Here is a 20136-nt window from a genome sequence, read left to right as displayed (position 1 = left end):
CAGCACTGTGTGAAACGCTCGACGTGCCTTTGGGCCCGGAGATCGGTCAGTGTTGCGGTGGACGGGTCGAAATGACGCTGAAGTGGATGTGCCAGGCGGATCGTGACGATGCCATTGCCCGGCAGCAGGCCGAAGACCAGGCGCTGCCGCATGTCTATGTCATGGGCGCAGGCCACGTGGGCCGGGCGCTGGCGGATCTGTTCCAGCATATGCCGGTGCGCTGCATTCTGATTGACCAGCGCGCCGAAGAACTGGCCTTAGCCCAAGCGGATGTGGAGATCCGCCAAAGCGCCATTCCCGAGATCGACATTGCCGCCGCCCCTGCGGGCAGCGCCTTTATCGTTCTCACCCATGATCACGCGCTCGACTTCCTTCTTGCCTCCGCTGCTTTGCAGCGCGGCGATGCGGGCTATGTCGGCCTGATCGGATCGGCCACCAAGCGGGAGAAATTCCGCCGCTGGTGCCGGGACCATTGCGACGGTCTGGGAACCGACCGTCTCATCTGCCCCATCGGGGCAGGCGGCAGCCGCGACAAGCGGCCCAGCGTCATCGCGGCCTTCGTGGCGGCGGAAGTGATCGCTGATTTGACCTCTGAAACTGCCGCGTCCGCTCCAGCACGGAGCATGGAATTGCCCCAAACGGGCAAGCAACCGGACGCAGAGGGAGACACGGCTGGAGTGACCAGCCGTTAAGGACTGCGTCCTCTGATAGGAGGAGGCCGCCATGACCACAGGGCGGAGCTATACGTACAAACTGTTCGCGCGGAATGACTTCAGTGCATTCTGGGCGCTGTTCACCGACAACCTGATCAACCTGATCGTGCTTTCGGGCATCTGTCAGTTTGTCTTCAACATGCCTGCCGATATCGTGTTCGGCCGCATCGTGCCCGGCGCCGCCGTGGCGATCCTGGCCGGTATCGCGGTCTACACCTGGCTGGCCAAGCACACCGCCGAGAAAGAGGGCCGCGACGTGACCGCGCTGCCTTATGGCATCTCGACCCCGGTGATGTTCGTCTATCTGTTCGGGGTGATCGGACCGATCTACTGGTCCACCAATGATGCCATGCTGGCCTGGCAGGTGGGTATCGGCGCGGGCTTTATGGGCGGCATCGTGGCCGCGATGGGCGCGATCGTCGGCCCCTGGCTCAAGCGGGTGACCCCGCGCGCCGGTATGCTGGGCACGCTTTGCGGTATCGCGCTGGTGTTCATCGGCACCGTGCCGCTGGCGACGATCTTTGAAAACCCCTTTATCGGCTTTGCTTCGATGATCATCATCCTGTGGGGCCTGGTCGGCCGTCACCGGCTGCCGTTCAACATTCCCGCCGGTCTGCTGGCGCTGATCGTCGGCACCGTTGTGGCGCTTGGCATGGGCGAGGCCTCGGTCTCCTTCGAGGGCGTGGGCGTCTACCTGCCGATCCCGTATTTCGGTGACCTCATCGCCGGTATCCAGCATCTGTTTGCCAACCCGGAGCTGTTCCTGGTTCTGGTGCCGGTGCAGATCTACAACTTCATCGAAACCATGAACAATGTCGAAAGCGCCGAGGCCGCGGGCGACCACTATCCGGTTGGCGTGTGCCAGGTGACCGATGGCGTTGGCACCATGATCGGCGCGGTCTTCGGCTCGCCGTTCCCGACCACCGCCTACATCGGCCACCCGGCGTATAAGCGGATGGGCGCGCGCTCCGGCTATATCATCGGCGTTGGCCTGGTGATCCCCTTTGCCGCCTTCTTTGGCCTCCTGGCGTTCCTCAACAACCTGATCCCCGTGGCCGCTGCCGCGCCGGTTCTGGTGTTCGTGGCCCTCAGCCTGGTGACCAATACCGCGCATTCGGTGAAGACCGACCACATCGCCGCGGTGACCATCGCGATGATGCCGCATGTCTCGGCCTTCCTGGTGATCAAATGGGGCGCGCTGGCCGGGGCCCTGGGCGCATTGGGCGCCACTGGCATGGCGCAGCTGGGCGATCCGGAGCTGACCGCAGCGCTGCTGCAGCAGGGCGCACATTACGAAGGCCATCTGGCGCTGAGCCAGGGTGCGATCCTGACCGGCCTGATCTGGGGCGCTATCGTGGCCAGCGTGATCGACGGCGATTTCCGCAACGCGGGTGGCTTTGCCCTGGCGGCGGCGGTGATGTCGCTGGTCGGCATCATCCACTCAGCCAGCCTGCATTGGCCGGAGTTCAGCGGTGTTGCGATGGGCTACCTGATCGCTGCGGCCTTCCTGTTCATCTACCCGATCTTCCACAAGGCGGGTGAGCATGAGGAAACCGAGGAAGACGGTGTGAAACCCCACGTGCCGCACCTGCCGGCCGGCGAATAATCCCAAACGACACCCAAATAACAATGGGCAGGGGGCCGCGTGCCCCCTGCCTGCGAACCAAGGATATCAAAGACATGACATCGAAACAGACGCTGCTGCGCGGGCGGGTGCTTTCCTTCACCGCCGAGCCGCAAGGCGCTGACGACACCAGCGCCTATGAGTTCATCGAGGACGGCGCGCTGCTGGTCGCAGACGGCATGATCCTGGCCAAGGGCAGCTATGATGCGCTCGCCCCGCAGGCCGCGGAGGCTGAGGTGATCGACCACCGCCCGAGCATCCTGATGGCCGGCTTCATCGACACCCACCTGCATTTCCCGCAGGTGCAGGTGATCGCTTCCTGGGGCTCGCAGCTGCTGGAGTGGCTGAACAACTATACCTTCCCCGAGGAAACCCGTTTTGCCGACGCAGGCCACAGTGCTGAGATGGCGGGGCATTTCTTTGACCTGCTGACCGCGCATGGCACCACCACTGCGGTGGCCTACTGCTCGGTCCACAAGACCTCGGCCGAGGCTTATTTCGATGAGGCCGCGCGCCGCAACATGCGGATGATCGGCGGCAAGGTCCTGATGGACCGCAACGCACCCGAGGGCCTGCTGGACACGCCCGTAAGCGGCTATGACGACACCAAGGAGCTGATTGCGAAATACCACGGCAAAGGCCGCGGGCTTTATGCGATCACCCCGCGGTTTGCCATCACCTCCACCCCGGATCAGATGGAAATGGCGGGCGCGCTGGTGAAGGAGCATCCGGATTGCTACGTGCAGACCCACCTGTCGGAGAACCACGACGAGATCGCCTTTACCGCCGAGCTCTATCCGCAGGCGCGCGACTATCTGGACGTCTACCAGTCCTACGGTCTGCTGACGCCGAAAATGCTGCTGGGCCACTCGATCCATCTGCAGCCGCGTGAGATCGACGCGCTGGCGGAGACCAAGGCCAAGCCGGTGTTCTGCCCCACCTCCAACCTGTTCCTGGGCAGCGGATTGTTCGACGATGCGGGCCTGCGCAGCCGCGGCATCACCAATGCGATTGCCACCGACATCGGCGCGGGCACCAGCTATTCGATGCTGCAGACCCTGAATGAGGGCTACAAGGTCCTGCAGCTGCAGAACCAGAAGCTGCACCCGCTGCGCGCCTTCCACTGGATCACCCGCGGCAACGCCGTGGCGCTGGGGCTGGAGGATAAGGTGGGCACGCTGGAGGCCGGAACCGAGGCTGATATCGTGGTGCTGGATTCCCGCGCCACCCACGCAATGGAGCTGCGGATGCAACGCGCCGGAACACTGTCCGAAGAGCTGTTCATCCTGCAGACCCTGGGCGACGACCGCTCCATCGCGCAGACCTATGTGGCCGGCCAGCCGATGAAACCGGCGGCATAGAGCCGGAACGGTCAAGAACCGCCGTGGCGGGTCAGGGGGCGAATAACACCTCGGCCCGCAGGCCTGGTTCTGCGTCCAACAGGCGCAGCTCGGCCCCGTGCAGACTGGCAATCGCCGCAACCAGGCTCAGCCCCAAACCGCTGCCTGGCGTGGTCCGGCTCCGCTCCAGCCGGTAGAGGCGGCGCAGCACCTTTTGGTGTTCCGCCTCTGGTATGCCGGGGCCGCGGTCGCGCACCGACAGGACCGCCGCCGCCCCGTCGCGGCGCAGTGACAGGCTGATACCGGTGCCTTCAGGGGTGTGGCGCAGCGCGTTTTCAATGAGGTTGGCCAGCAGCTGCCCCAGCAGGGCGCGGTCGCCTGTCACCGTGACAGGCGCATCCGGCAGGCCGAGGCTGAGAGTACGGTTCTGCTCCTCTGCCGCGGGCTCATAGATCTCGGCAAAGGTGGCGGCCACTTCGCACAGATCCACCGGCTCGAACCGCGACCGGGGCGCGCCGTCCTCCAGCTGAGCGATTTGCAGCAGCGCCTGGAAGGTGCTGGTGATACCGCGGGTCTCCTCCAGCGCCTTGTCCGCAAGCGCCTGCGCCTCTTCCGGCAGGTCCGGCACGTCCTGCAGCCGGGCGAGCTGCACCGCCACCCGCTGGATCGGGGTTTTCAGATCGTGCGCGATGTCTGCCGAGACCTGCCGCAGCGCCTCCGTCGCCTGCTGCTGCGCCTGTGCCATGCGGTTCACACTGTGGCCGATGCGGGTCAGATCGCCATGCGTCTGCCCGCTCTCCGGCACCCGCGCGCCAAGCTCTCCGGAAGTCAGCGCCGACAGTGTGCTCTCGATCCCGCGCAGGGAGCGGGCTGACCGGCGCGCCAGCAGCACGCCGCCCAGAACCGCCAGGGCAGTGGCCGGCAGCAAGCTGAAAAGGAATACCCAGAGAAACGTCTGGCGCAGGTCATCCAGCGGCTTGGCACTTTGCGCCACGGTCAGCAGCCCGCCGTGGATGTGTTCGCTGAGCGAGATGAAGCGGCCGGAGATCTTCACTGGCTCCCGCCCCAGCGCCACCACCCGGAACCCCGCCTGCTGCTGCATGATCGCCGCATTGCCGGCCACCACCCGCCCGCCGGGGAGGCGGTAGCTGAGCAGGCGCCGCTGCGGGTCGGTCTCACGCGTTTCGGCATTGACCAGCGCCGCCAGCGCCGCGGCAGAGGGCGTGGCGCGGTAACCCGCCATATCCTGTGTGAGACTTTCCTCGATCGCCTGCCGCTGGGCGCCGTGGGCCACGTAATAAGTGATGCCAAGGCTGATCGAGCTGGCCGCAACGAACAGCAGCGACAGCCACAGCGACTGCCGCATCGGCGAGGAGCGCAGCAGCGCCCGCGCCCGGTCAAGGAGGTCAGCCGGCAATCCGGTACCCCGCGCCGCGCACGGTTTCGATGAGCTCGCTGTCAAAGGGCTTGTCGACCTTGGCCCGCAGGCGCGAGATATGCGTCTCCACCACATTGGTCTGCGGGTCAAAGCTGATGTCCCAGACCGCCTCCAGCAGCATGGTGCGGGTCTGCACCCGGCCCTTGCGGCGCAGCAGGTGCTCCAGCAGGCGGAACTCGCGGGGCAAAAGGTCGATCTCCTGGCCCGCGCGGGTCACCTTGCGGCGCACCAGATCCATCTCCAGATCCCCCGCCCGCAGCACCGTCTCCTGCTCCTGCAGGCCCGGGCGGCGCGCCAGCGCGGCAACGCGGGCGGCCAGCTCGCCAAAGGCGAAGGGTTTCACCAGATAGTCATCCGCCCCGGCCTCCAGCCCGTCGATCCGGTCGTTCACGCCGCTCAGCGCCGTCAGCATGATGGCGGGCGTGCGCACCCCGGCGCCGCGCAAGGTCTTGATCAGGCTCAGCCCGTCGAGGCTTGGCAGCATCCGGTCGATGATCAGCACGTCATAGTCTGCCGCCGTGGCCTGCAGCAGCCCCTCGCGCCCGTCGGTGACGAGATCGGCGGAATGCCCTTCCTCGCGCAGGCCCGCCTGAACATAAGGACCCGTGGTGGCGTCATCTTCGATCACCAGGATTTTCAAGGCGTATCCCCCCGTGTTTCAACCGGCCCGGTGATACACCCGAACGCGGCTAAGCGCACATTACAGATCTGTATAGAACGCGTCAGGCGGTTGAAATCCAAGCCCTCCATCTGGCTTGCATCACTTCAACGCAAGGAGACGAAGATGTCCAATCCTGCCACCGCCCCCAAGAGATTTGCCTTTGGCCTGACCGCCGCCGCCTCTGCCGCCGCGATGCTGGCGCTGGCCCCGGTGCCTGCGCTGGCGGTGCCTGCCGGCGGCTATGCCGACCTGGTCGAAACCGTCGCGCCCGCCGTTGTCTATGTCGAGGTGACCGGCAAGGCGCAGCCCGTGTCGGACCGGCAAGCGATGCCAAATGACCAGTTCATGGAGGACTTCATGCGCCGCTTCGGCGGCCGTCTGCCGCAGCAGCCGGAAAGCCGCCCGATGAAGGGCGCAGGCTCCGGTTTTGTCATCGCCGAAGAGGGCCTGATCGTCACCAACAACCACGTGATCGACAACGCCCAGACGGTAACCGTGACCCTGGCCAACGGCAGCAAGCATGACGCCACCGTTGTCGGCACCGACCCGCTGACCGATATCGCGCTGCTCAAGGTGGACGCGGACACGCCGCTGCCGGTGGTCGAATTCGGCTCCTCCGAGGAGCTGCGGGTGGGCGATGAGGTCATCGCCATGGGCAGCCCGTTCGGCCTGTCAGGCACGGTGACCTCAGGGATCGTCTCGGCCACCTCGCGCAACATCAACTCCGGCCCGTTCGACGACTTCATCCAGACCGACGCCGCGATCAACCGGGGCAACTCCGGCGGGCCGTTGTTCAATGCCGAAGGCGAGGTCGTGGGGGTCAACACCGCGATCTATTCGCCGGGCGGCGGCTCCGTCGGGATCGGCTTTGCGGTGCCCTCGGACATGGTGCAGAAGATCGTCGCCGATCTGGAGGATGACGGGGAGATCACCCGCGGCTGGCTGGGCGTGCAGATCAAGCCGCTGTCGGAGGACGCCGCCAACGTGCTGGGCCGCGAGGCCGGCAAGGGCGTTGTGATCGAAGCCGTGGAGGCGGACAGCCCCGCAGCCAAGGCGGGCCTCAAACCCGGCGATGTGGTGCTGCGCTTTGGCGGTGCTGAAATTGACGAGCTGCGCGACCTGACCGCGGCAGTGGCGATGAATGCCCCGGGCGAGGCGGCACAGATCGAGGTGCTGCGCCAGGGCAAGGAGCTCACGCTGGACGTGACCCTGGGCGACCGCTCCGGCCAGGAAGCCTGACCGCTGCCGCAATCAGCGCAGCCTTTGCACCTCCGCCGGACAGCCGGCGGGGGTGACTGCATTTGATCCCTTTGAGGCTGTCTTGCACTGCTGTCCCGGCACGAACCGGTGTTTACCATAATGTTGATTACACACTGTATCTCAGTTTGCGCGGAAACGCGCGAATGCACGGCCCAGCCAGCCCGCATCAATAATTGACAAAATTAGTAAATTATCTTACCCGCCGCGCTCGAAGGAGTTGCGGATGTTTTTTGACCTTGAGAATTTGCGCGCTTTCGGCCCCCGGCCCTGTCTGAAGACGGCGGACGGAACCAGGCTGTCCTACGCCGGGCTGGCCGATGCCGCAGCGCAGTTTGCCGCCCTGCTGCCGCAGGACCGTCAGCTGATCGCGGTCGAGGCCGCCGCCGATCCCGAGGCCATCACTGCCTATCTTGGCGCCTTGGCCGCGGGCCACGCCGTGATGCCGCTGCCCGCCGGGGATGACGCAACCGCCACCCGGCTGGAGGAACGCTTCCGGCCCGCCGCCAGCTACCGCCGCCTTAGCGGCGCCTGGCAGCTGCTGGCCCATGCGCATGAGCCCGCCGCCATCCATCCGGAGCTTGCGCTGCTGCTGCAAACCTCCGGCAGCACCGGCCATGGCCGCGGCGTGCGTCTGTCCGGCACCGCCGTGGACGCGAACGCCCGTGCCATAGCAGACTATCTGGAAATCCGGCCCGAGGACCGCGCCGCGCTGATCCTGCCGCTGCATTACTCCTATGGCCTGTCGGTGCTGCACTCGCATCTGGCGGCCGGCGCCTGCCTCTGGCTCGCACCCGGCTCGGTGCTGGAGGCCGGTTTCGCCGCGGCTTTGGAGGCCTCCGGCGCCACCAGCCTGGCGGGCGTGCCGCATCACTTCCGCCTGCTGGAGAGCGCAGGCCTATCCCACGCCCTGCCGGAAAGCATCAAGACCCTGACCGTGGCAGGCGGTGCCATGGAGCCGGATCAAGTCAGCGCCTGGGCCAGCCGGATGCAGGCCCGCGCCGGGCGGTTCTTTGTCATGTACGGCCAGACCGAAGCCACCGCCCGGATCAGCTACCTGCCACCGGAAGAGGCTTTGGCAAATCCCGGCGCCGCAGGCCGGGCCATCCCCGGCGGCCGCCTGCTGCTGCGCGATGCCGGCGGCACGGAAATCACCGCGCCCGAGGGTGAAGGCGAGCTGATCTACCAGGGCCCGAACGTGATGATGGGCTATGCCGAAAACCACGCTGATCTGGCCAAGGGTGCGGACCTCAGCGAACTGGCCACCGGCGACCTGGCCCGGCGCGATGCAAACGGGCTCTATCACATCACCGGGCGGCTGTCGCGGATGTCCAAGATCGCCGGGCTGCGCATCGGCCACGACGCCATCGAGCGCGCCCTGGCCGCCCAAGGGCACGAGGCTGCGGTCTGGGGCGACGACACCCGCATCGCCATCGCCATCTGCGGACCGGAGGACGGCATCGCCGCGCTGGCCGCCAAGCTGACCGGCGTCGGCCAGCAGCATTTCACCGTGATCCCGCGCACCTCCCTGCCGCGCCGCGCCAACGGCAAGATCGACTACCCGGCGCTGAAGGCGCAATCCGCCAGGCCGGAAGCGGCCAAGGGTGTGCTCGCCGCCTATCAGGCCGCCTTTGCGCCGCAGACCGTGGGCCGCAACGACAGTTTCGCCTCGCTGGGCGGCGACTCCCTGCGTCATGTGGAGCTGTCGCTGGCGTTGGACGAGGCTTTGGGCGGTGCCCCCGCCGGCTGGGAAGAGATGCCGGTCAAGGATCTGGAGCAGGCCGCCCCGGCACCCGCCGCCAGCCTGCCCTTCGATCTGACCGCCCGGGTGGTTGCGATCCTCGCCGTGGTTGTGGCGCATCAGACCTTCTGGCCGGTCTTCGGCGGAGCTGCCGCGATGGTGATCCTGATGGGGATGAGCGTTGCAGGCTTCCGTTGGGAGGCCTTGAAGTCCGGCGACATGCGCAGTTTCTTCAAGCCCGTGGCGGCGGTTCTGATCCCCTATTACCTGATCCTCGCCGGTTATGCCGTGGCCTGGGAACAGGTGCCCTGGGTGTCTGTCCTCCTGGCCGGAAACTTTGCTTTGACCACGCCCGAAACCCATCTGATGCTGCCGTATCTCTATTGGTTCATCGAGGCCTATCTGCAGATGACCCTGCTGGTGGCGCTGCCCTTTGCCCTGCCGCCGGTGCGGCGCTGGCTGGTGCGCCAGGGCGCCTTTCGCGCAGGCCTCTGTTTTCTGGCGTTTGCCGTTGCCATCCGCCTGATCGCGCCGGAGGTCTGGCAGATCGGCGGGCGCGCGCAGTTCACCGTGCCGTGGGTGTTCTATCTGTTTGCCCTGGGCTGGTGCATCACCGCGGCCAATTCACTGGGACAGCGGCTGCTGGTGCTGGCTGCGGCCTGCGTGATCATGCCCGCCGCCGCCTATCTGGGCGGCAACTGGTACGGCGGCTGGATCAAATACATGTGGCTGCTGGCACTGATCGCCGGGCTGCTGTTCATCACCCGCCTGCCGGTGCCGCGGTTTGCCGCCCGTCCGCTGATGCGCCTGGCGCAGGCAGCCTTCCCGATCTACCTGCTGCACCGCTTCGTGCCGGAATTGCTGATGCCGATGATCGGACTGGAGGGCCGCAGCCCGCTGAACGATGCGCTGGCGATCTTCGGCGGCATCGCCCTGGGCCTCGCCGCCGCTGCGCTTCAGCGCCAGCTGGTGCAAGCCTGGACAACTGCCAGGAGCCGGCGCCAGCCGTCCATGGCGCAGGCATAATCCCCCAAGTCCAGCGCGGGCCGGGCCGCCTCAATCCGGCCTGGTCCGCAGCTGCTTGCGCATCCACCCCTCCAGCTTCTGCACTGCCTCCGGCACCGGCCCGTGCGGGCGCACCAGGTAGTAGCGCTTGCGCGACTCCAGCGCGGGCCCCGGAATCCGCACCAGATCCCCAGCCGCAATCTCCCGCGCCACCATGTCATAGGGCACAATGGCCGCCCCCAGCCCCGCCGCGGCGGCTGCAATCACCATCGAGTGCTGGTCGAAATACCGCCCGTCCTGCCGCGGCGCCCCCGCAAGGCCTGCGCGCTCAAACCACTCAGCCCAGGCCCCTGCGCGGCTCTCCAGATGCAGCAGCGGCGCTTGCGCCAGATTGACCGGTTGTTCCAGCTTATGCCCGCCATAGAACCCCGGCGCGCAGACCGGCACCATTTCCTCGCCGAACAAGGGCGCCATATGGGTGCCGGGCCAATTATCCAGCCCGTAATGCACCGCCAGATCAAAGGTCTCGCGGGCAAAATCAAAAGGCTCCAGCCGGGTGGAGAAGCTCAGCTCCACGTCTGTATGACGCTCAAAGAAATCCGGCAGCCGCGGGATCAGCCACAGGTTGGCAAAGGCCGGCAGCACCGCAATCCGCAAGGCCGAGCGCCCTGCGCCGGCGGCCGCCGCCTTTTGCATGGTCGCGCGCAGCCCCGCTAGATCCAGCTCCAGATCGGCCGCCAGCCCCTTCCCCGCAGGGGTCAGCACCACGCCGCGCCCGGCCCGCTGGAACAGGTCGAACCCCAGGTCCGCCTCCAGCTCCTTCACCTTCTTGCTGACCGCGCTTTGCGTGAGGCCCAGCTCCTCCCCCGCAGCGGTAAAGCTCTGGTGCCGCGCGGCGCTTTCGAAACACCGCAGATGGGTCAGGCTTGGCAGGCGCATCTCAATCCTCCTCCAGCTGCATCAGCAGCCATTCGCGGAACTTGATCAGCGGATACTCCTCCGCATGGTCCGCAGGCCACACCAGGAAATACTCGCCCAGGCTCACCGCAGCCCCCTCCATCGCCAGTGCCAGCCGGCCCTGCGCAATCTCGTTCTCTGCCAGGAAATCCGGCAGCAGCGCCACCCCCAGCCCATGCACCGCGCCCTGCGTCATGGCGGACGATTGGTCAAACAGCATCCCCCTGAGCTTCGCCGCAGGCACATCGTGGAGATGAAACCACTGCTCCCAGCAGTCCGGGTGCGTCTCCAGATGCAGCAGCGGATAGTCCAGCAGCTCCGCCGGGCTGGAAACCGGCCCATCCATCAGCCCCGGCGCGCAGACCGGCAGCACATGTTTTGGCATCAGGGGCAGATACTCCACCCCCGGCCAGTCCCGGATGCCGTAGTGGATCGCCGCCTGCGCGGTGCCCGCGTCAAAGCTGAACGGCAGATTGTGGGTGTGCAGGTTCACCGTGATGCCGGGATGCGCCGCGGCAAACTCCCTCAGCCGCGGCGCCAGCCAATGGAGGCCAAAGGACGGCAGGATCGACAAGGTGAAACTGCCGCCGTCCGGATTGGCCCGCAGCTTGACCGAGGCCTGCGCCAGCCGGGTCAGGATCGCACGTGCCTCCTTGGCGAAACCCGTCCCCGCCGGGGTCAGCTGCATCCGCATCTGGTCGCGGGCAATAAGGTCCACCCCCATCTGCTCCTCCAGCTGTTTCAGCTGGCGGCTGATGGCGCTTTGCGTCAGCGACAGATCCGCAGCCGCGGCCGAGGCACTGCCAAGCCGGTCCACCGCCTCCAAGGCCAGCAGCGAGGGGATCGAGGGCAGGAAACGGCGCGGCGCAATCATATGATCATAACTCATGGCTGCAGGATTTACTTTCATTAGCAATCCGGCCCGCAAGGTGCAATTTCTATATCAGACCTCTGCCCGGCGGGACTTCGCGGGAAACCAGCCTAAAGTTTTCCTCATGCCCGCTCTCGCACCGAAAGGACGCTGACATGCCCCATTCCGACATCCTCGCCGCTGCCGGCCTGACCCAAGCCGAGCTGACCGGCGGCAGCCTGACTGTCACCACGCCGGTGGACGGCAGCGAAATTGCCCGCCTGAAAACACACAGCACGGCTGAGGCCGAAGCGCAGATCGCCGCCGCCAAGTCCGCCTTCAAATCCTGGCGCCTTGTCCCGGCCCCGCGCCGCGGCGAGCTGGTGCGCCTGCTGGGCGACGAGTTGCGCAAGGAGAAGGAAAACCTGGGCCGCCTCGTCACCCTGGAATGCGGCAAGATCTACCAGGAGGGCCTCGGTGAAGTGCAGGAGATGATCGACATCTGCGACTTTGCCGTCGGCCTCTCACGCCAGCTCTATGGCCTCACCATCGCCTCCGAACGCCCCGGCCACGCGATGCGCGAGAGCTGGCACCCGATGGGCACCTGCGGGATCATCACTGCCTTCAACTTCCCCGTCGCTCCCTGGTGCTGGAACGCGGCGCTGGCGCTGGTCTGCGGCGATCCGGTGATCTGGAAACCGTCGGAGAAAACCCCGCTCACTGCCCTCGCCGTGCAAAAGATCTGCGAGCGCGCCATGGCGGCCTTTGGCGATGACGCGCCCGAGGGCCTGATCCAGGTGCTGATCGGCGAGCGCGATCTGGGCGAGGCGCTGACGGCGTCCAAGGACGTCGCCATCATCTCCGCCACCGGCTCTGTGCCGATGGGCAAGGCAGTGGCCGCCGACATGTCGAAACGCCTTGGCCGCACCATTCTGGAACTGGGCGGCAACAACGCGATGATCGTCGCGCCATCGGCCGACCTGGAGATGGCCCTGCGCGCCATCGTGTTCTCCGCCGTCGGCACCGCTGGCCAGCGCTGCACCTCCCTGCGCCGTCTGATCGTTCATGAGGATATCTATGACCAGCTGATCCCGCGCCTGATCAAGGCATATGAGGGCCTGCCCATCGGCGATCCGCTGGCCGATGGCACATTGGTCGGCCCGCTGATCGACGGCGCCGCGCTGGACGCGATGACCAGCGCGCTTGAGCGTGCGCAGGCCGAAGGCGGCACCGTGCACGGCGGCACCCGGGCGCTGGCGGACAGCCACGCCGACGCCGCCTATGTGCACCCGGCGATTGCCGAGATGCCCGCGCAGACCGCCATAATGCACACCGAAACCTTTGCGCCGATCCTGTATGTGGTGAAATACTCAGATCTGGACCAAGCCATTGAAATGCAGAACGAAGTGCCCCAGGGCCTCAGCTCCTGCATCTTCTCCACCGACGTGCGCGAAACCGAATATTTCCTCTCGGCAGCGGGCTCCGACTGCGGTATTGCCAACGTGAACATCGGCCCCTCCGGCGCTGAAATCGGCGGCGCTTTCGGGGGCGAGAAGGAGACGGGCGGCGGCCGTGAAAGCGGCTCCGACGCCTGGAAAGGGTACATGCGTCGGCAGACCAACACCGTGAACTACTCACGCGAGCTGCCGCTTGCTCAGGGGATCAAGTTTGACATCTGATCTGGCGTCCTGCCTCTGGCACCAAACCTGCCAGGAAAATCCAGCCTTCCCTGAACTCACCGGGGAGGCTCAGGCTGATCTGGTCGTGATCGGCGGCGGCTATACCGGCTGCGCGGCGGCTTTGAAGGCCGCGGAATTGGGGGCCTCGGTCCGCCTGATTGAGGCGGACGCGATTGGCTGCGGCGGTTCGGGCCGCAATGTGGGCCTGGCCAACGCAGGCCTGTGGCTGCCGCCCGAAGACATCAACGCTGCGCTGGGGCCAGAAACCGGCAGCCGCCTGTCCGAACTGCTGGCAGGCGCGCCCGCGATGGTGTTTTCGCTGATCGAAAAACACGCCATCCAATGCGAGCCGGAGCGCAGCGGCACCCTGCACTGCGCCCATGCGCCCGGCGGGTTGAAAGACCTGCAGCGCCGCCACGCCCAGCTGCGTGCCATCGGCGCGCCGGTGGAGCTGCTGCCGCGCGAAGAAGCCATACAGCGCACCGGTTCCGAGGCCGTGCACGGCGCCCTGTTCGACCCGCGCGCCGGAACGATACAGCCGCTGGCCTATGTCCGCGGTCTCGCCCGCGCTGCGGCCTCCGCCGGGGCGCAGCTGCACAGCGGCACGCCTGCCACCGGCATCAGCCGCAGCGGCAGCGGCTGGCAGGTAGCCACCCCCAAGGGCAGCCTCCGCGCCCGGCATCTGATCATGGCCACCAACGCCTATGCCCGCGGCATCACCGGCTATGACGCCCCGCAGGTGATCCCGGTGCATTATTTCCAGGCCGCCACCGACCCGCTGCCCGCCCCCCTGCGGGACAAAATCCTGCCGGGCAAGGAAGGCTGCTGGGACACTGCGCTGGTGATGTCGTCGTGGCGGCTGGATCAGGCCGGGCGGCTGGTGATCGGCGGCATGGGCGCGCTCAACCACTTCGGCAGCACCCTGCACCGCAGCTGGCTGCCCCGCAAAATGGCCGCGCTTTACCCGGACCTGAAGGAAACTGAGCTGAAAAGCCACTGGCACGGCCGTATCGCCATGACCACCGAGCACCTGCCCAAGATCCTGGATCTGCACGGCGGGTTTGCCTGTTTCGGCTATTCCGGCCGCGGCATCGGGCCCGGCACCCTGTTCGGCACGGCCATGGCCGAGGCGCTGCTGAGCGGCGGCCAATCCCGCCTGCCGGTGCCGCCCGCGCAGGATCACGCGATCCCCTTTGCCGGCCTGCGCAGCGCCTATTACGAAACCGGCGCCACGCTCACCCATCTGATCAGCGACCGCTGAAACAGGCGGGCCGCCCTGGCCCGCCCCTCACTCACTCGCAGCCGGCAATCGCGTTGCCGATCTCCCGCAGCAGCGCGGGGTAGAACTGCGGCCCCGGCTCCAGCTTGGCGCCCAGCGGGTCCAGCAGCGCGGTGCCTGCGCCGGTGCCGTCCAGCACCGTGGCGACCACGCCCGGATTGAACTGCGGCTCCGAAAACACGCAGGACACTTTGAGATCCGCCACCACACCGCGCACTTCGGCAATCCGCGCCGGGCTCGGCTTGACCGCATCCCCCAGCGAAATTGCGCCGGCCGCGTTCAGGCCAAAGCCGCGCTCGAAATACTGGTAGGCGTCGTGGAAGACGATGAACTGCTTGGCCCGGAACGGCTCCAGCGAAGCCGAAATACTGGCGACAGTTTCTGCTATCTCTTGTTTGCCGGCCTCTGCATTGGCCTTGTAGGCTGCAGCATTGTCCGGGTCGTGCTCTGCCAGCTCCATTGCAATCACGTCCAGCCAGGCCTGCGCATTGGCCGGCAGCAGCCATGCGTGCGGATCGGCGCCTTCGTGATCATGGCCGGAATGCGCGTCGCCGTGATCCGCATGGCCATCGTGGCCTTCCGCGTCGCCTTCATGACCATGGCCGCCATGATCCTCGTGACCTTGGTGGTCTGCATGATCCTCATGGCCGGCGTGATCATCGTGATCCTCATGTCTGCCGTGATCCTCGTCATGCGTATGCACCTCAAACCGGGCCCCTTTGCGGAACGCCAGCACCTCGGTGCCTTCCGCTTCCAGCAGCTCCACCCGGTGCGCATCGCCTGCCAGCTCTTCCAGCGGGCCTTCCAGCCAAGGGGTCAGCGCCCCGCCCATCCAGAAAACCAGATCCGCCTGATCCAGCGCCCGCGCCTCGGAGGGGCGCATCGCATAACCATGCGGCGAAGCGCCGGGCGGCACCACAAGCGCAGGCTCGCCCAGCCCCTGCATCACCCGCGCCACCAGCCCGTGGACAGGTGTGATATCCGCCGCCACTTGCGGCACTTCTGCCCAAGCTTCGCCTGCCCCGGCCAGCAAGGCCACTGCCGCCGCACCATTCTTCCACATGCTAGAAATCCGCATATTGCGCCCCATGTAATCTTATAACATCACGCCGGTTGATAAACGTCATAACATAACATATCAAGAGACAAATCACCCGCTCCTCAAAGGACCTGTCAAAATGGACTCCATCGGTTTTGAGCCGCATGACCACAGCAGCTGCATCCAGGACTGCATCGCGGCGGTGGACGCCCATTGCCGGGCCGAGGGGCTGCAGTTCACCCCCGTGCGCCGCCGGGTTCTGGAAATCCTGCTGCAAGAGCACCGCGCGCTGGGGGCTTACGAAATCCTCGACCGCCTGCGCGAAGAGGGCCTCGGCTCACAACCGCCGGTGGCCTACAGGGCCTTGGATTTCCTGGTGAAAAACGGCTTTGCCCACAAGATCGAGCGGCTGAACGCCTTTGTCGCCTGCACCCGCCCGGGCGAGACGCACGCGCCCGCTTTCCTGATCTGCCGCGCCTGCGATGCGGTGGCCGAGGCACAGCGGGAACCCACCCAGGGCCAGCTGGGCCAGGCCGCCCGCGAGGCCGGTTTTGTGATCGAACGCGCAGTGATCGAGGCAGAGGGCCTGTGTCCCAAGTGCCAGAAGGCCGCCGCCGCATGAGCCTGATTGCTCTCGATAACCTGTCGGTCCGGCACGGCGGCAATACGGTCCTGTCCGGCGTCAGCCTGAGCATCGAGCCGGGCGAGATCGTCACCGTGGTCGGCCCCAACGGCTCCGGCAAATCCACCCTGCTGCGCAGCGTCATCGGCGCCCAGAAACCGTCGCGCGGCACCATCCGGCGCGCACCCGGGCTGCGCATCGGCTATGTGCCGCAAAAGCTGCATATCGACCTGACCCTGCCGCTGACGGTGCGCCGCTTCCTCAGCCTGCCCCAGCGGGTGTCCGATGCCCGCGCCGCAGAGGCGCTGGAGCAGGCCGGCGCCGGCACTCTGGCGGCGCGGCAGATGGCCGGCCTGTCGGGCGGACAGTTTCAGCGGGTGCTGCTGGCGCGCGCGCTGCTCAGCACTCCGCAATTGCTGATCCTGGATGAGGCCACGCAAGGTCTTGACCAGCCCGGCTCTGCCGCCTTTTACCAGCGGATCGAAAAGGTCCGCCAGGAGCTCGGCTGCGCGGTGCTGATGGTCAGCCATGAGCTGCATGTGGTGATGGCGGCCTCCGACCGGGTGATCTGCCTCAACGGCCATGTCTGCTGCGAAGGCGCGCCGGAGCATGTCGCCACCGCCCCGGAATACCGCGCCCTGTTCGGCACCGGCACCCAAGGCGCGCTGGCACTCTACCGGCATGAGCACAACCACAGCCACGATCACGACTGCACCCGCAATCATGATGACGGGCATCATCACGAGGCGGCCGAATGACCCTGCTTGACGATTTCCTGATCCGCGCCGCGCTGGCGGGCATCGGTGTTGCCCTGGCTGCCGCGCCTTTGGGCTGTTTCGTGGTCTGGCGGCGGATGGCCTACTTCGGCGACGCCACCGCCCATGCCTCGATCCTGGGCGTGGCGCTGGCGCTCAGCTTTGATGTCTCGGTGTTCGCCGGGGTTCTGGCCACGGCGCTGGCGATGGCCACAACCGTTTCGGCGCTGGCCGGGCGCGGATATGCGATGGACACGCTGCTGGGGGTTTTGGCGCATTCCTCCCTCGCCTTCGGCCTGGTCGCCGTCTCCTTTCTGCAAGGGGTGCGGATCGACCTGATGGCCTATCTGTTCGGGGACATCCTGGCGGTGGGCCGCGCGGACCTGGCCGTGATCTGGGGGGGCGCCGCACTTGTGCTGGGGCTGTTGTGGTGGCGCTGGTCGGCCTTGCTGACCGCGACGCTGAACCCGGACCTGGCCCATGCCGCCGGCATTGATCCGCGGCGCGAGCAGATGGTGCTGACCATTGCGCTGGCGCTGGTGGTTGCGGTGGCGATCAAGGTGGTGGGGGTGCTGCTGATTGCGGCGATGCTGCTGATCCCGGCTGCGGCCGCCCGCCCCTTTGCCGCGACGCCAGAGCGGATGGCCGCAATTGCCGCGCTGCTGGGCATGCTTGCAGCCGTCGGCGGCCTGCAGCTGGCATTTGCGCTGGACACACCCGCCGGACCCAGCATTGTCTGCCTGGCCGCAGCGCTGTTTGCCGCCTCCAGCCTGGCCGGACTGCTGCTGCAGCACCGGCGGGGCTGACACCGCCGGCACCGTCAGCACTTGCCCTGCTGAAAGAGAACGCCGCCGCCTGTCAGACAGGCCGCGGCCGGGTCAGCTGCCGGTCTGCTGCAGATCCGGGGTGCCTGCCCATTTGCTGATGGCCTCGGTCAGCGCCTTCTTGTTGATCGGCTTGCTCAGAAAGTCGTCCATCCCCGCCTGCAGGCATTTCTCCCGGTGGGTCTGCAGCGCATTGGCCGTCAGCGCCACGATCGGGCATTTGCGGCTGCCGGTCTCTGCCTCGATCCGGCGCATTTCGGCAGTGGCTTCGATCCCGTCCATTTCCGGCATCATCATGTCCATCAGCACGATATCCGGCCGTTCGGCCCGGAAGCGGTCAACCGCCTCGGCGCCGTTGCCGGCAATGCTGATCTCCAGCGGCGCATCTTTCAGCATCTTGGTGACAACCATCTGGTTGGTGCGGTTGTCCTCCGCCAGCAGCACCTTCAGCAGCCGTCCTTCCGGCCGCAGTTCCGCGTCTGCCCCGGCGGCTTCCGCCGGTTTTTGCGCCGGCCTGCTCAGCAGCCTGCCCATCACCTGGCGCAGCTGCACCGCCCGCACCGGCTTGAGCGCAAACTCGCAGGCGCCAAGGGTCTCGCAGTCAGCCCGGCACAGGGCGTTTTCAACCGAAGAGAGGATGATCAGCGGCACGGTTTCAAAGCCCGGCATCGCCCGAATTCTGGCCGCCAGCTCATGCCCGTCCATTCCAGGCATCTGGTAATCCAGCAAAATCACATCGAACCGCCGCCCGTCCAGCTGCGCGTCCGACAGGACTTCCAGCCCTTCATGCGCCGACGCCGCCTGCGTGCAGGTGACACCCCAGGTGTTCAGCCGCTCCGACAGGATCACCCGGTTCAACTCCAGGTCATCGACCAGCAGCACGCTGAGCCCGGCAAAGCTGCGCCCGCTGCTGTCCTGCCCCGGCACGGTCTTGTCAGAAGCCCGCAGCGGGATCCGGATGGTGAAGACGGAGCCCTTGCCCGGGTCCGACTGCACCTCCACCGAGCCGCCCATCAGCTCCAGCAGCCGCGCCGAGATCGCCAGCCCCAGGCCGGTGCCTTCGAAATTTCGGGTGGCCGCATTGTCGGCCTGCTCGAAGGCGCGGAAGATCCGGCCGATCCGGTCCTGCTCGATGCCGATCCCGGTATCGCAGACCTTCAGCGTCACCATATGGCTGCCGTCCGGCTGCCGCCGGCCGGTCACTTCGATATAGACATAGCCTTCGCCAGTGAACTTGACCGCATTGCCCGCAACGTTGGTGATCACCTGGCGGATCCGCCCGGCGTCGCCCTCGAACAATTCCGGCAGCGCCGGATCATAGCGCAGGGTGACCTCCACCCCCTTCTCTGCCGCCTTGGGCGAGAGCAGGGTCACCACATCCTCGACCGCGGTCTGCAGATTGAACGGCGCGCAGCTGAGTTCCAGCTTGCCGGCCTCGATCTTGGAGAAGTTGAGGATGTCGTTGATAATCGTCAGCAGCGCCGAACCGGATTTGCCGATGGTTTCCGCATACATCCGCTGGTCGTCGTCCAGCTTGGTTTCCTGCAGCAGCTCCGCCATGCCGATCACCCCGTTCATCGGGGTGCGGATCTCGTGGCTCATATTGGCGAGGAATTCCGATTTGGCGCGGTTTGCGATATCCGCGGCCTCGCGCGCCTGCTCCATCGCAAACTCGCGCTCATCCCGCTCGGCAAAGGTTTCCTCCAGCACTCCGACAGAGAAATCCAGCGCCCGGAACTCGCGCGAGGCATACCACGGCAGCGGTTGCAGCGGGCTGCGCAGTCCGGCGATCGCATCCGACATCCGCTTGTGGATCATCTGCAGCGGGCGCAGCGCCAGCACATGCACCAGCAGCAGCACCAGCAGCGACAGCGCCAGCACCGGCACCACGGTCCAGATAATGATCTGGCGCACTTTTTGCTGCACCAGCGCCTGACCGTCGCGCGTCGACCACTTCACCAGCATGGTGCCGAAGGAGGCCCCCTCCAGCTCGATCGGCCGCTCATAAATCACATGGTTGTCGTCTTGCGGCGCGCCGGGCGCCTGCGCCGAAGCCAGCAGCTTGCCCGCCGGGCTGCGGATCTGGATCGAAACGATCTGAGGCTTGCGGGCCACTGCCTCGTGAAGGCCGGTTTCCAGCACCGGCACATCCTCCACGATGATCGCTTCCAGCATCAGCCCGCTCAGCAGCGACACCGTCAGGTCCGCCTGCTCGGTGAGCTGCTGTTCCAGCCGCTGCACCTCCTGGCGCTGTGCCAGGTTGCCGACCGCAAAGCCAACCGCCGAGGCGGCCAGCAGCAGCGACAGCACGATCTGAAAAAGGATGCCCGTTCGTTTCATGTCTTTTATGCG

Annotated in this window: 16 protein-coding genes; 10 read left to right on the top strand and 6 right to left on the bottom strand. The window is 66.4% G+C overall.

The genetic code is table 11. The features are described from left to right. The 3 genes from xdhC to guaD form a co-directional block, all read left to right on the top strand. The coding region (gene xdhC, locus ACTRWG_RS17960; protein WP_462829734.1) for a xanthine dehydrogenase accessory protein XdhC at positions 1–692 on the top strand (692 nt) is incomplete at its 5' end. A 31-nt stretch (positions 693–723) separates the two neighbouring features. Continuing rightward, on the top strand, positions 724–2319 hold the full coding sequence (locus ACTRWG_RS17955) for a xanthine/uracil/vitamin C permease (RefSeq protein WP_462829733.1): 1596 nt from the start codon (positions 724–726) through the stop codon (positions 2317–2319). A 74-nt stretch (positions 2320–2393) separates the two neighbouring features. Then, complete coding sequence (guaD, locus tag ACTRWG_RS17950; protein ID WP_462829732.1) at positions 2394–3698, top strand: guanine deaminase; 1305 nt, start codon at positions 2394–2396, stop codon at positions 3696–3698. Between the two features lie 31 nt (positions 3699–3729). On the opposite strand, the gene ACTRWG_RS17945 is transcribed toward guaD, so the two are convergent. Together ACTRWG_RS17945 and ACTRWG_RS17940 are read right to left on the bottom strand one after the other, a co-directional pair. After that, the gene (locus ACTRWG_RS17945) at positions 3730–5094 is read right to left on the bottom strand and encodes a sensor histidine kinase (RefSeq protein WP_462829731.1); all 1365 of its coding nucleotides are present in this window, start codon (positions 5092–5094) and stop codon (positions 3730–3732) included. Further along, a complete protein-coding gene (locus ACTRWG_RS17940) occupies positions 5084–5755 on the bottom strand; it encodes a winged helix-turn-helix domain-containing protein (protein WP_462829730.1) in 672 nt (223 codons plus the stop codon). Before ACTRWG_RS17940 ends, ACTRWG_RS17945 begins: the two co-directional genes overlap by 11 nt. Positions 5756–5899: 144 nt before the next feature. Here ACTRWG_RS17940 and ACTRWG_RS17935 point away from each other — a divergent pair, with 144 nt between their 5' ends. Both ACTRWG_RS17935 and ACTRWG_RS17930 read left to right on the top strand, forming a co-directional pair. Then, positions 5900–7015, top strand: a complete 1116-nt coding sequence (locus tag ACTRWG_RS17935) for a Do family serine endopeptidase (protein ID WP_462829729.1) — start codon at positions 5900–5902, stop codon at positions 7013–7015. Positions 7016–7259: 244 nt separating this feature from the next. Then, complete coding sequence (locus tag ACTRWG_RS17930; RefSeq protein WP_462829728.1) at positions 7260–9800, top strand: AMP-binding protein; 2541 nt, start codon at positions 7260–7262, stop codon at positions 9798–9800. Between the two features lie 30 nt (positions 9801–9830). On the opposite strand, the gene ACTRWG_RS17925 is transcribed toward ACTRWG_RS17930, so the two are convergent. Both ACTRWG_RS17925 and ACTRWG_RS17920 read right to left on the bottom strand, forming a co-directional pair. After that, positions 9831–10718, bottom strand: coding sequence for a LysR substrate-binding domain-containing protein (locus tag ACTRWG_RS17925; RefSeq protein WP_036796778.1), 888 nt, complete (start codon positions 10716–10718; stop codon positions 9831–9833). Between the two features lies 1 nt (position 10719). Further along, entirely contained in the window at positions 10720–11625 is a 906-nt protein-coding gene (locus tag ACTRWG_RS17920; RefSeq protein WP_027233820.1) for a LysR substrate-binding domain-containing protein, read from the bottom strand. 137 nt (positions 11626–11762) lie between these two features. On the opposite strand from ACTRWG_RS17920, the gene amaB reads away from it, so the two are divergent. Together amaB and ACTRWG_RS17910 are read left to right on the top strand one after the other, a co-directional pair. Further along, the gene (gene amaB, locus ACTRWG_RS17915; protein WP_027233819.1) at positions 11763–13265 is read left to right on the top strand and encodes an L-piperidine-6-carboxylate dehydrogenase; all 1503 of its coding nucleotides are present in this window, start codon (positions 11763–11765) and stop codon (positions 13263–13265) included. Then, positions 13255–14526, top strand: a complete 1272-nt coding sequence (locus ACTRWG_RS17910; protein ID WP_462829727.1) for an NAD(P)/FAD-dependent oxidoreductase — start codon at positions 13255–13257, stop codon at positions 14524–14526. The genes amaB and ACTRWG_RS17910 overlap by 11 nt, the downstream gene beginning before the upstream one ends. A gap of 31 nt (positions 14527–14557) precedes the next feature. Here ACTRWG_RS17910 and ACTRWG_RS17905 read toward each other — a convergent pair whose 3' ends face one another. Continuing rightward, positions 14558–15607: a zinc ABC transporter substrate-binding protein gene (locus ACTRWG_RS17905; protein WP_036796776.1), complete on the bottom strand. Its 1050-nt coding sequence runs from the start codon at positions 15605–15607 to the stop codon at positions 14558–14560. A 115-nt stretch (positions 15608–15722) separates the two neighbouring features. Here ACTRWG_RS17905 and ACTRWG_RS17900 point away from each other — a divergent pair, with 115 nt between their 5' ends. From ACTRWG_RS17900 to ACTRWG_RS17890, 3 genes are read left to right on the top strand one after another with little or no spacing between them, the layout of a single operon-like run. After that, complete coding sequence (locus tag ACTRWG_RS17900) at positions 15723–16205, top strand: Fur family transcriptional regulator (protein WP_027233816.1); 483 nt, start codon at positions 15723–15725, stop codon at positions 16203–16205. Next, a complete protein-coding gene (znuC, locus tag ACTRWG_RS17895; RefSeq protein ID WP_027233815.1) occupies positions 16202–16963 on the top strand; it encodes a zinc ABC transporter ATP-binding protein ZnuC in 762 nt (253 codons plus the stop codon). Before ACTRWG_RS17900 ends, znuC begins: the two co-directional genes overlap by 4 nt. After that, positions 16960–17766: a metal ABC transporter permease gene (locus ACTRWG_RS17890; RefSeq protein WP_027233814.1), complete on the top strand. Its 807-nt coding sequence runs from the start codon at positions 16960–16962 to the stop codon at positions 17764–17766. The genes znuC and ACTRWG_RS17890 overlap by 4 nt, the downstream gene beginning before the upstream one ends. 72 nt (positions 17767–17838) lie before the next feature. Here ACTRWG_RS17890 and ACTRWG_RS17885 read toward each other — a convergent pair whose 3' ends face one another. Then, entirely contained in the window at positions 17839–20124 is a 2286-nt protein-coding gene (locus ACTRWG_RS17885) for a response regulator (RefSeq protein ID WP_027233813.1), read from the bottom strand. Positions 20125–20136 lie beyond the last annotated feature (12 nt).

This window comes from Leisingera sp. G5_S3_59_S7, from assembly GCF_054968485.1.
This window is presented reverse-complemented; position numbering and strand designations above follow the sequence as displayed.

What these genes read in the sequence shown, in the direction of transcription:
- ACTRWG_RS17955 (WP_462829733.1), top strand. Translation starts at nt 724, where the DNA reads ATGACCACAGGGCGGAGCTATACGTACAAACTGTTCGCGCGGAATGAC.
- guaD (WP_462829732.1), top strand. Translation starts at nt 2,394, where the DNA reads ATGACATCGAAACAGACGCTGCTGCGCGGGCGGGTGCTTTCCTTCACC.
- ACTRWG_RS17935 (WP_462829729.1), top strand. Translation starts at nt 5,900, where the DNA reads ATGTCCAATCCTGCCACCGCCCCCAAGAGATTTGCCTTTGGCCTGACC.
- ACTRWG_RS17930 (WP_462829728.1), top strand. Translation starts at nt 7,260, where the DNA reads ATGTTTTTTGACCTTGAGAATTTGCGCGCTTTCGGCCCCCGGCCCTGT.
- ACTRWG_RS17925 (WP_036796778.1), bottom strand. Translation starts at nt 10,718, where the DNA reads ATGCGCCTGCCAAGCCTGACCCATCTGCGGTGTTTCGAAAGCGCCGCG.
- ACTRWG_RS17920 (WP_027233820.1), bottom strand. Translation starts at nt 11,625, where the DNA reads ATGAGTTATGATCATATGATTGCGCCGCGCCGTTTCCTGCCCTCGATC.
- amaB (WP_027233819.1), top strand. Translation starts at nt 11,763, where the DNA reads ATGCCCCATTCCGACATCCTCGCCGCTGCCGGCCTGACCCAAGCCGAG.
- ACTRWG_RS17905 (WP_036796776.1), bottom strand. Translation starts at nt 15,607, where the DNA reads ATGTGGAAGAATGGTGCGGCGGCAGTGGCCTTGCTGGCCGGGGCAGGC.
- ACTRWG_RS17900 (WP_027233816.1), top strand. Translation starts at nt 15,723, where the DNA reads ATGGACTCCATCGGTTTTGAGCCGCATGACCACAGCAGCTGCATCCAG.
- znuC (WP_027233815.1), top strand. Translation starts at nt 16,202, where the DNA reads ATGAGCCTGATTGCTCTCGATAACCTGTCGGTCCGGCACGGCGGCAAT.
- ACTRWG_RS17890 (WP_027233814.1), top strand. Translation starts at nt 16,960, where the DNA reads ATGACCCTGCTTGACGATTTCCTGATCCGCGCCGCGCTGGCGGGCATC.
- ACTRWG_RS17885 (WP_027233813.1), bottom strand. Translation starts at nt 20,124, where the DNA reads ATGAAACGAACGGGCATCCTTTTTCAGATCGTGCTGTCGCTGCTGCTG.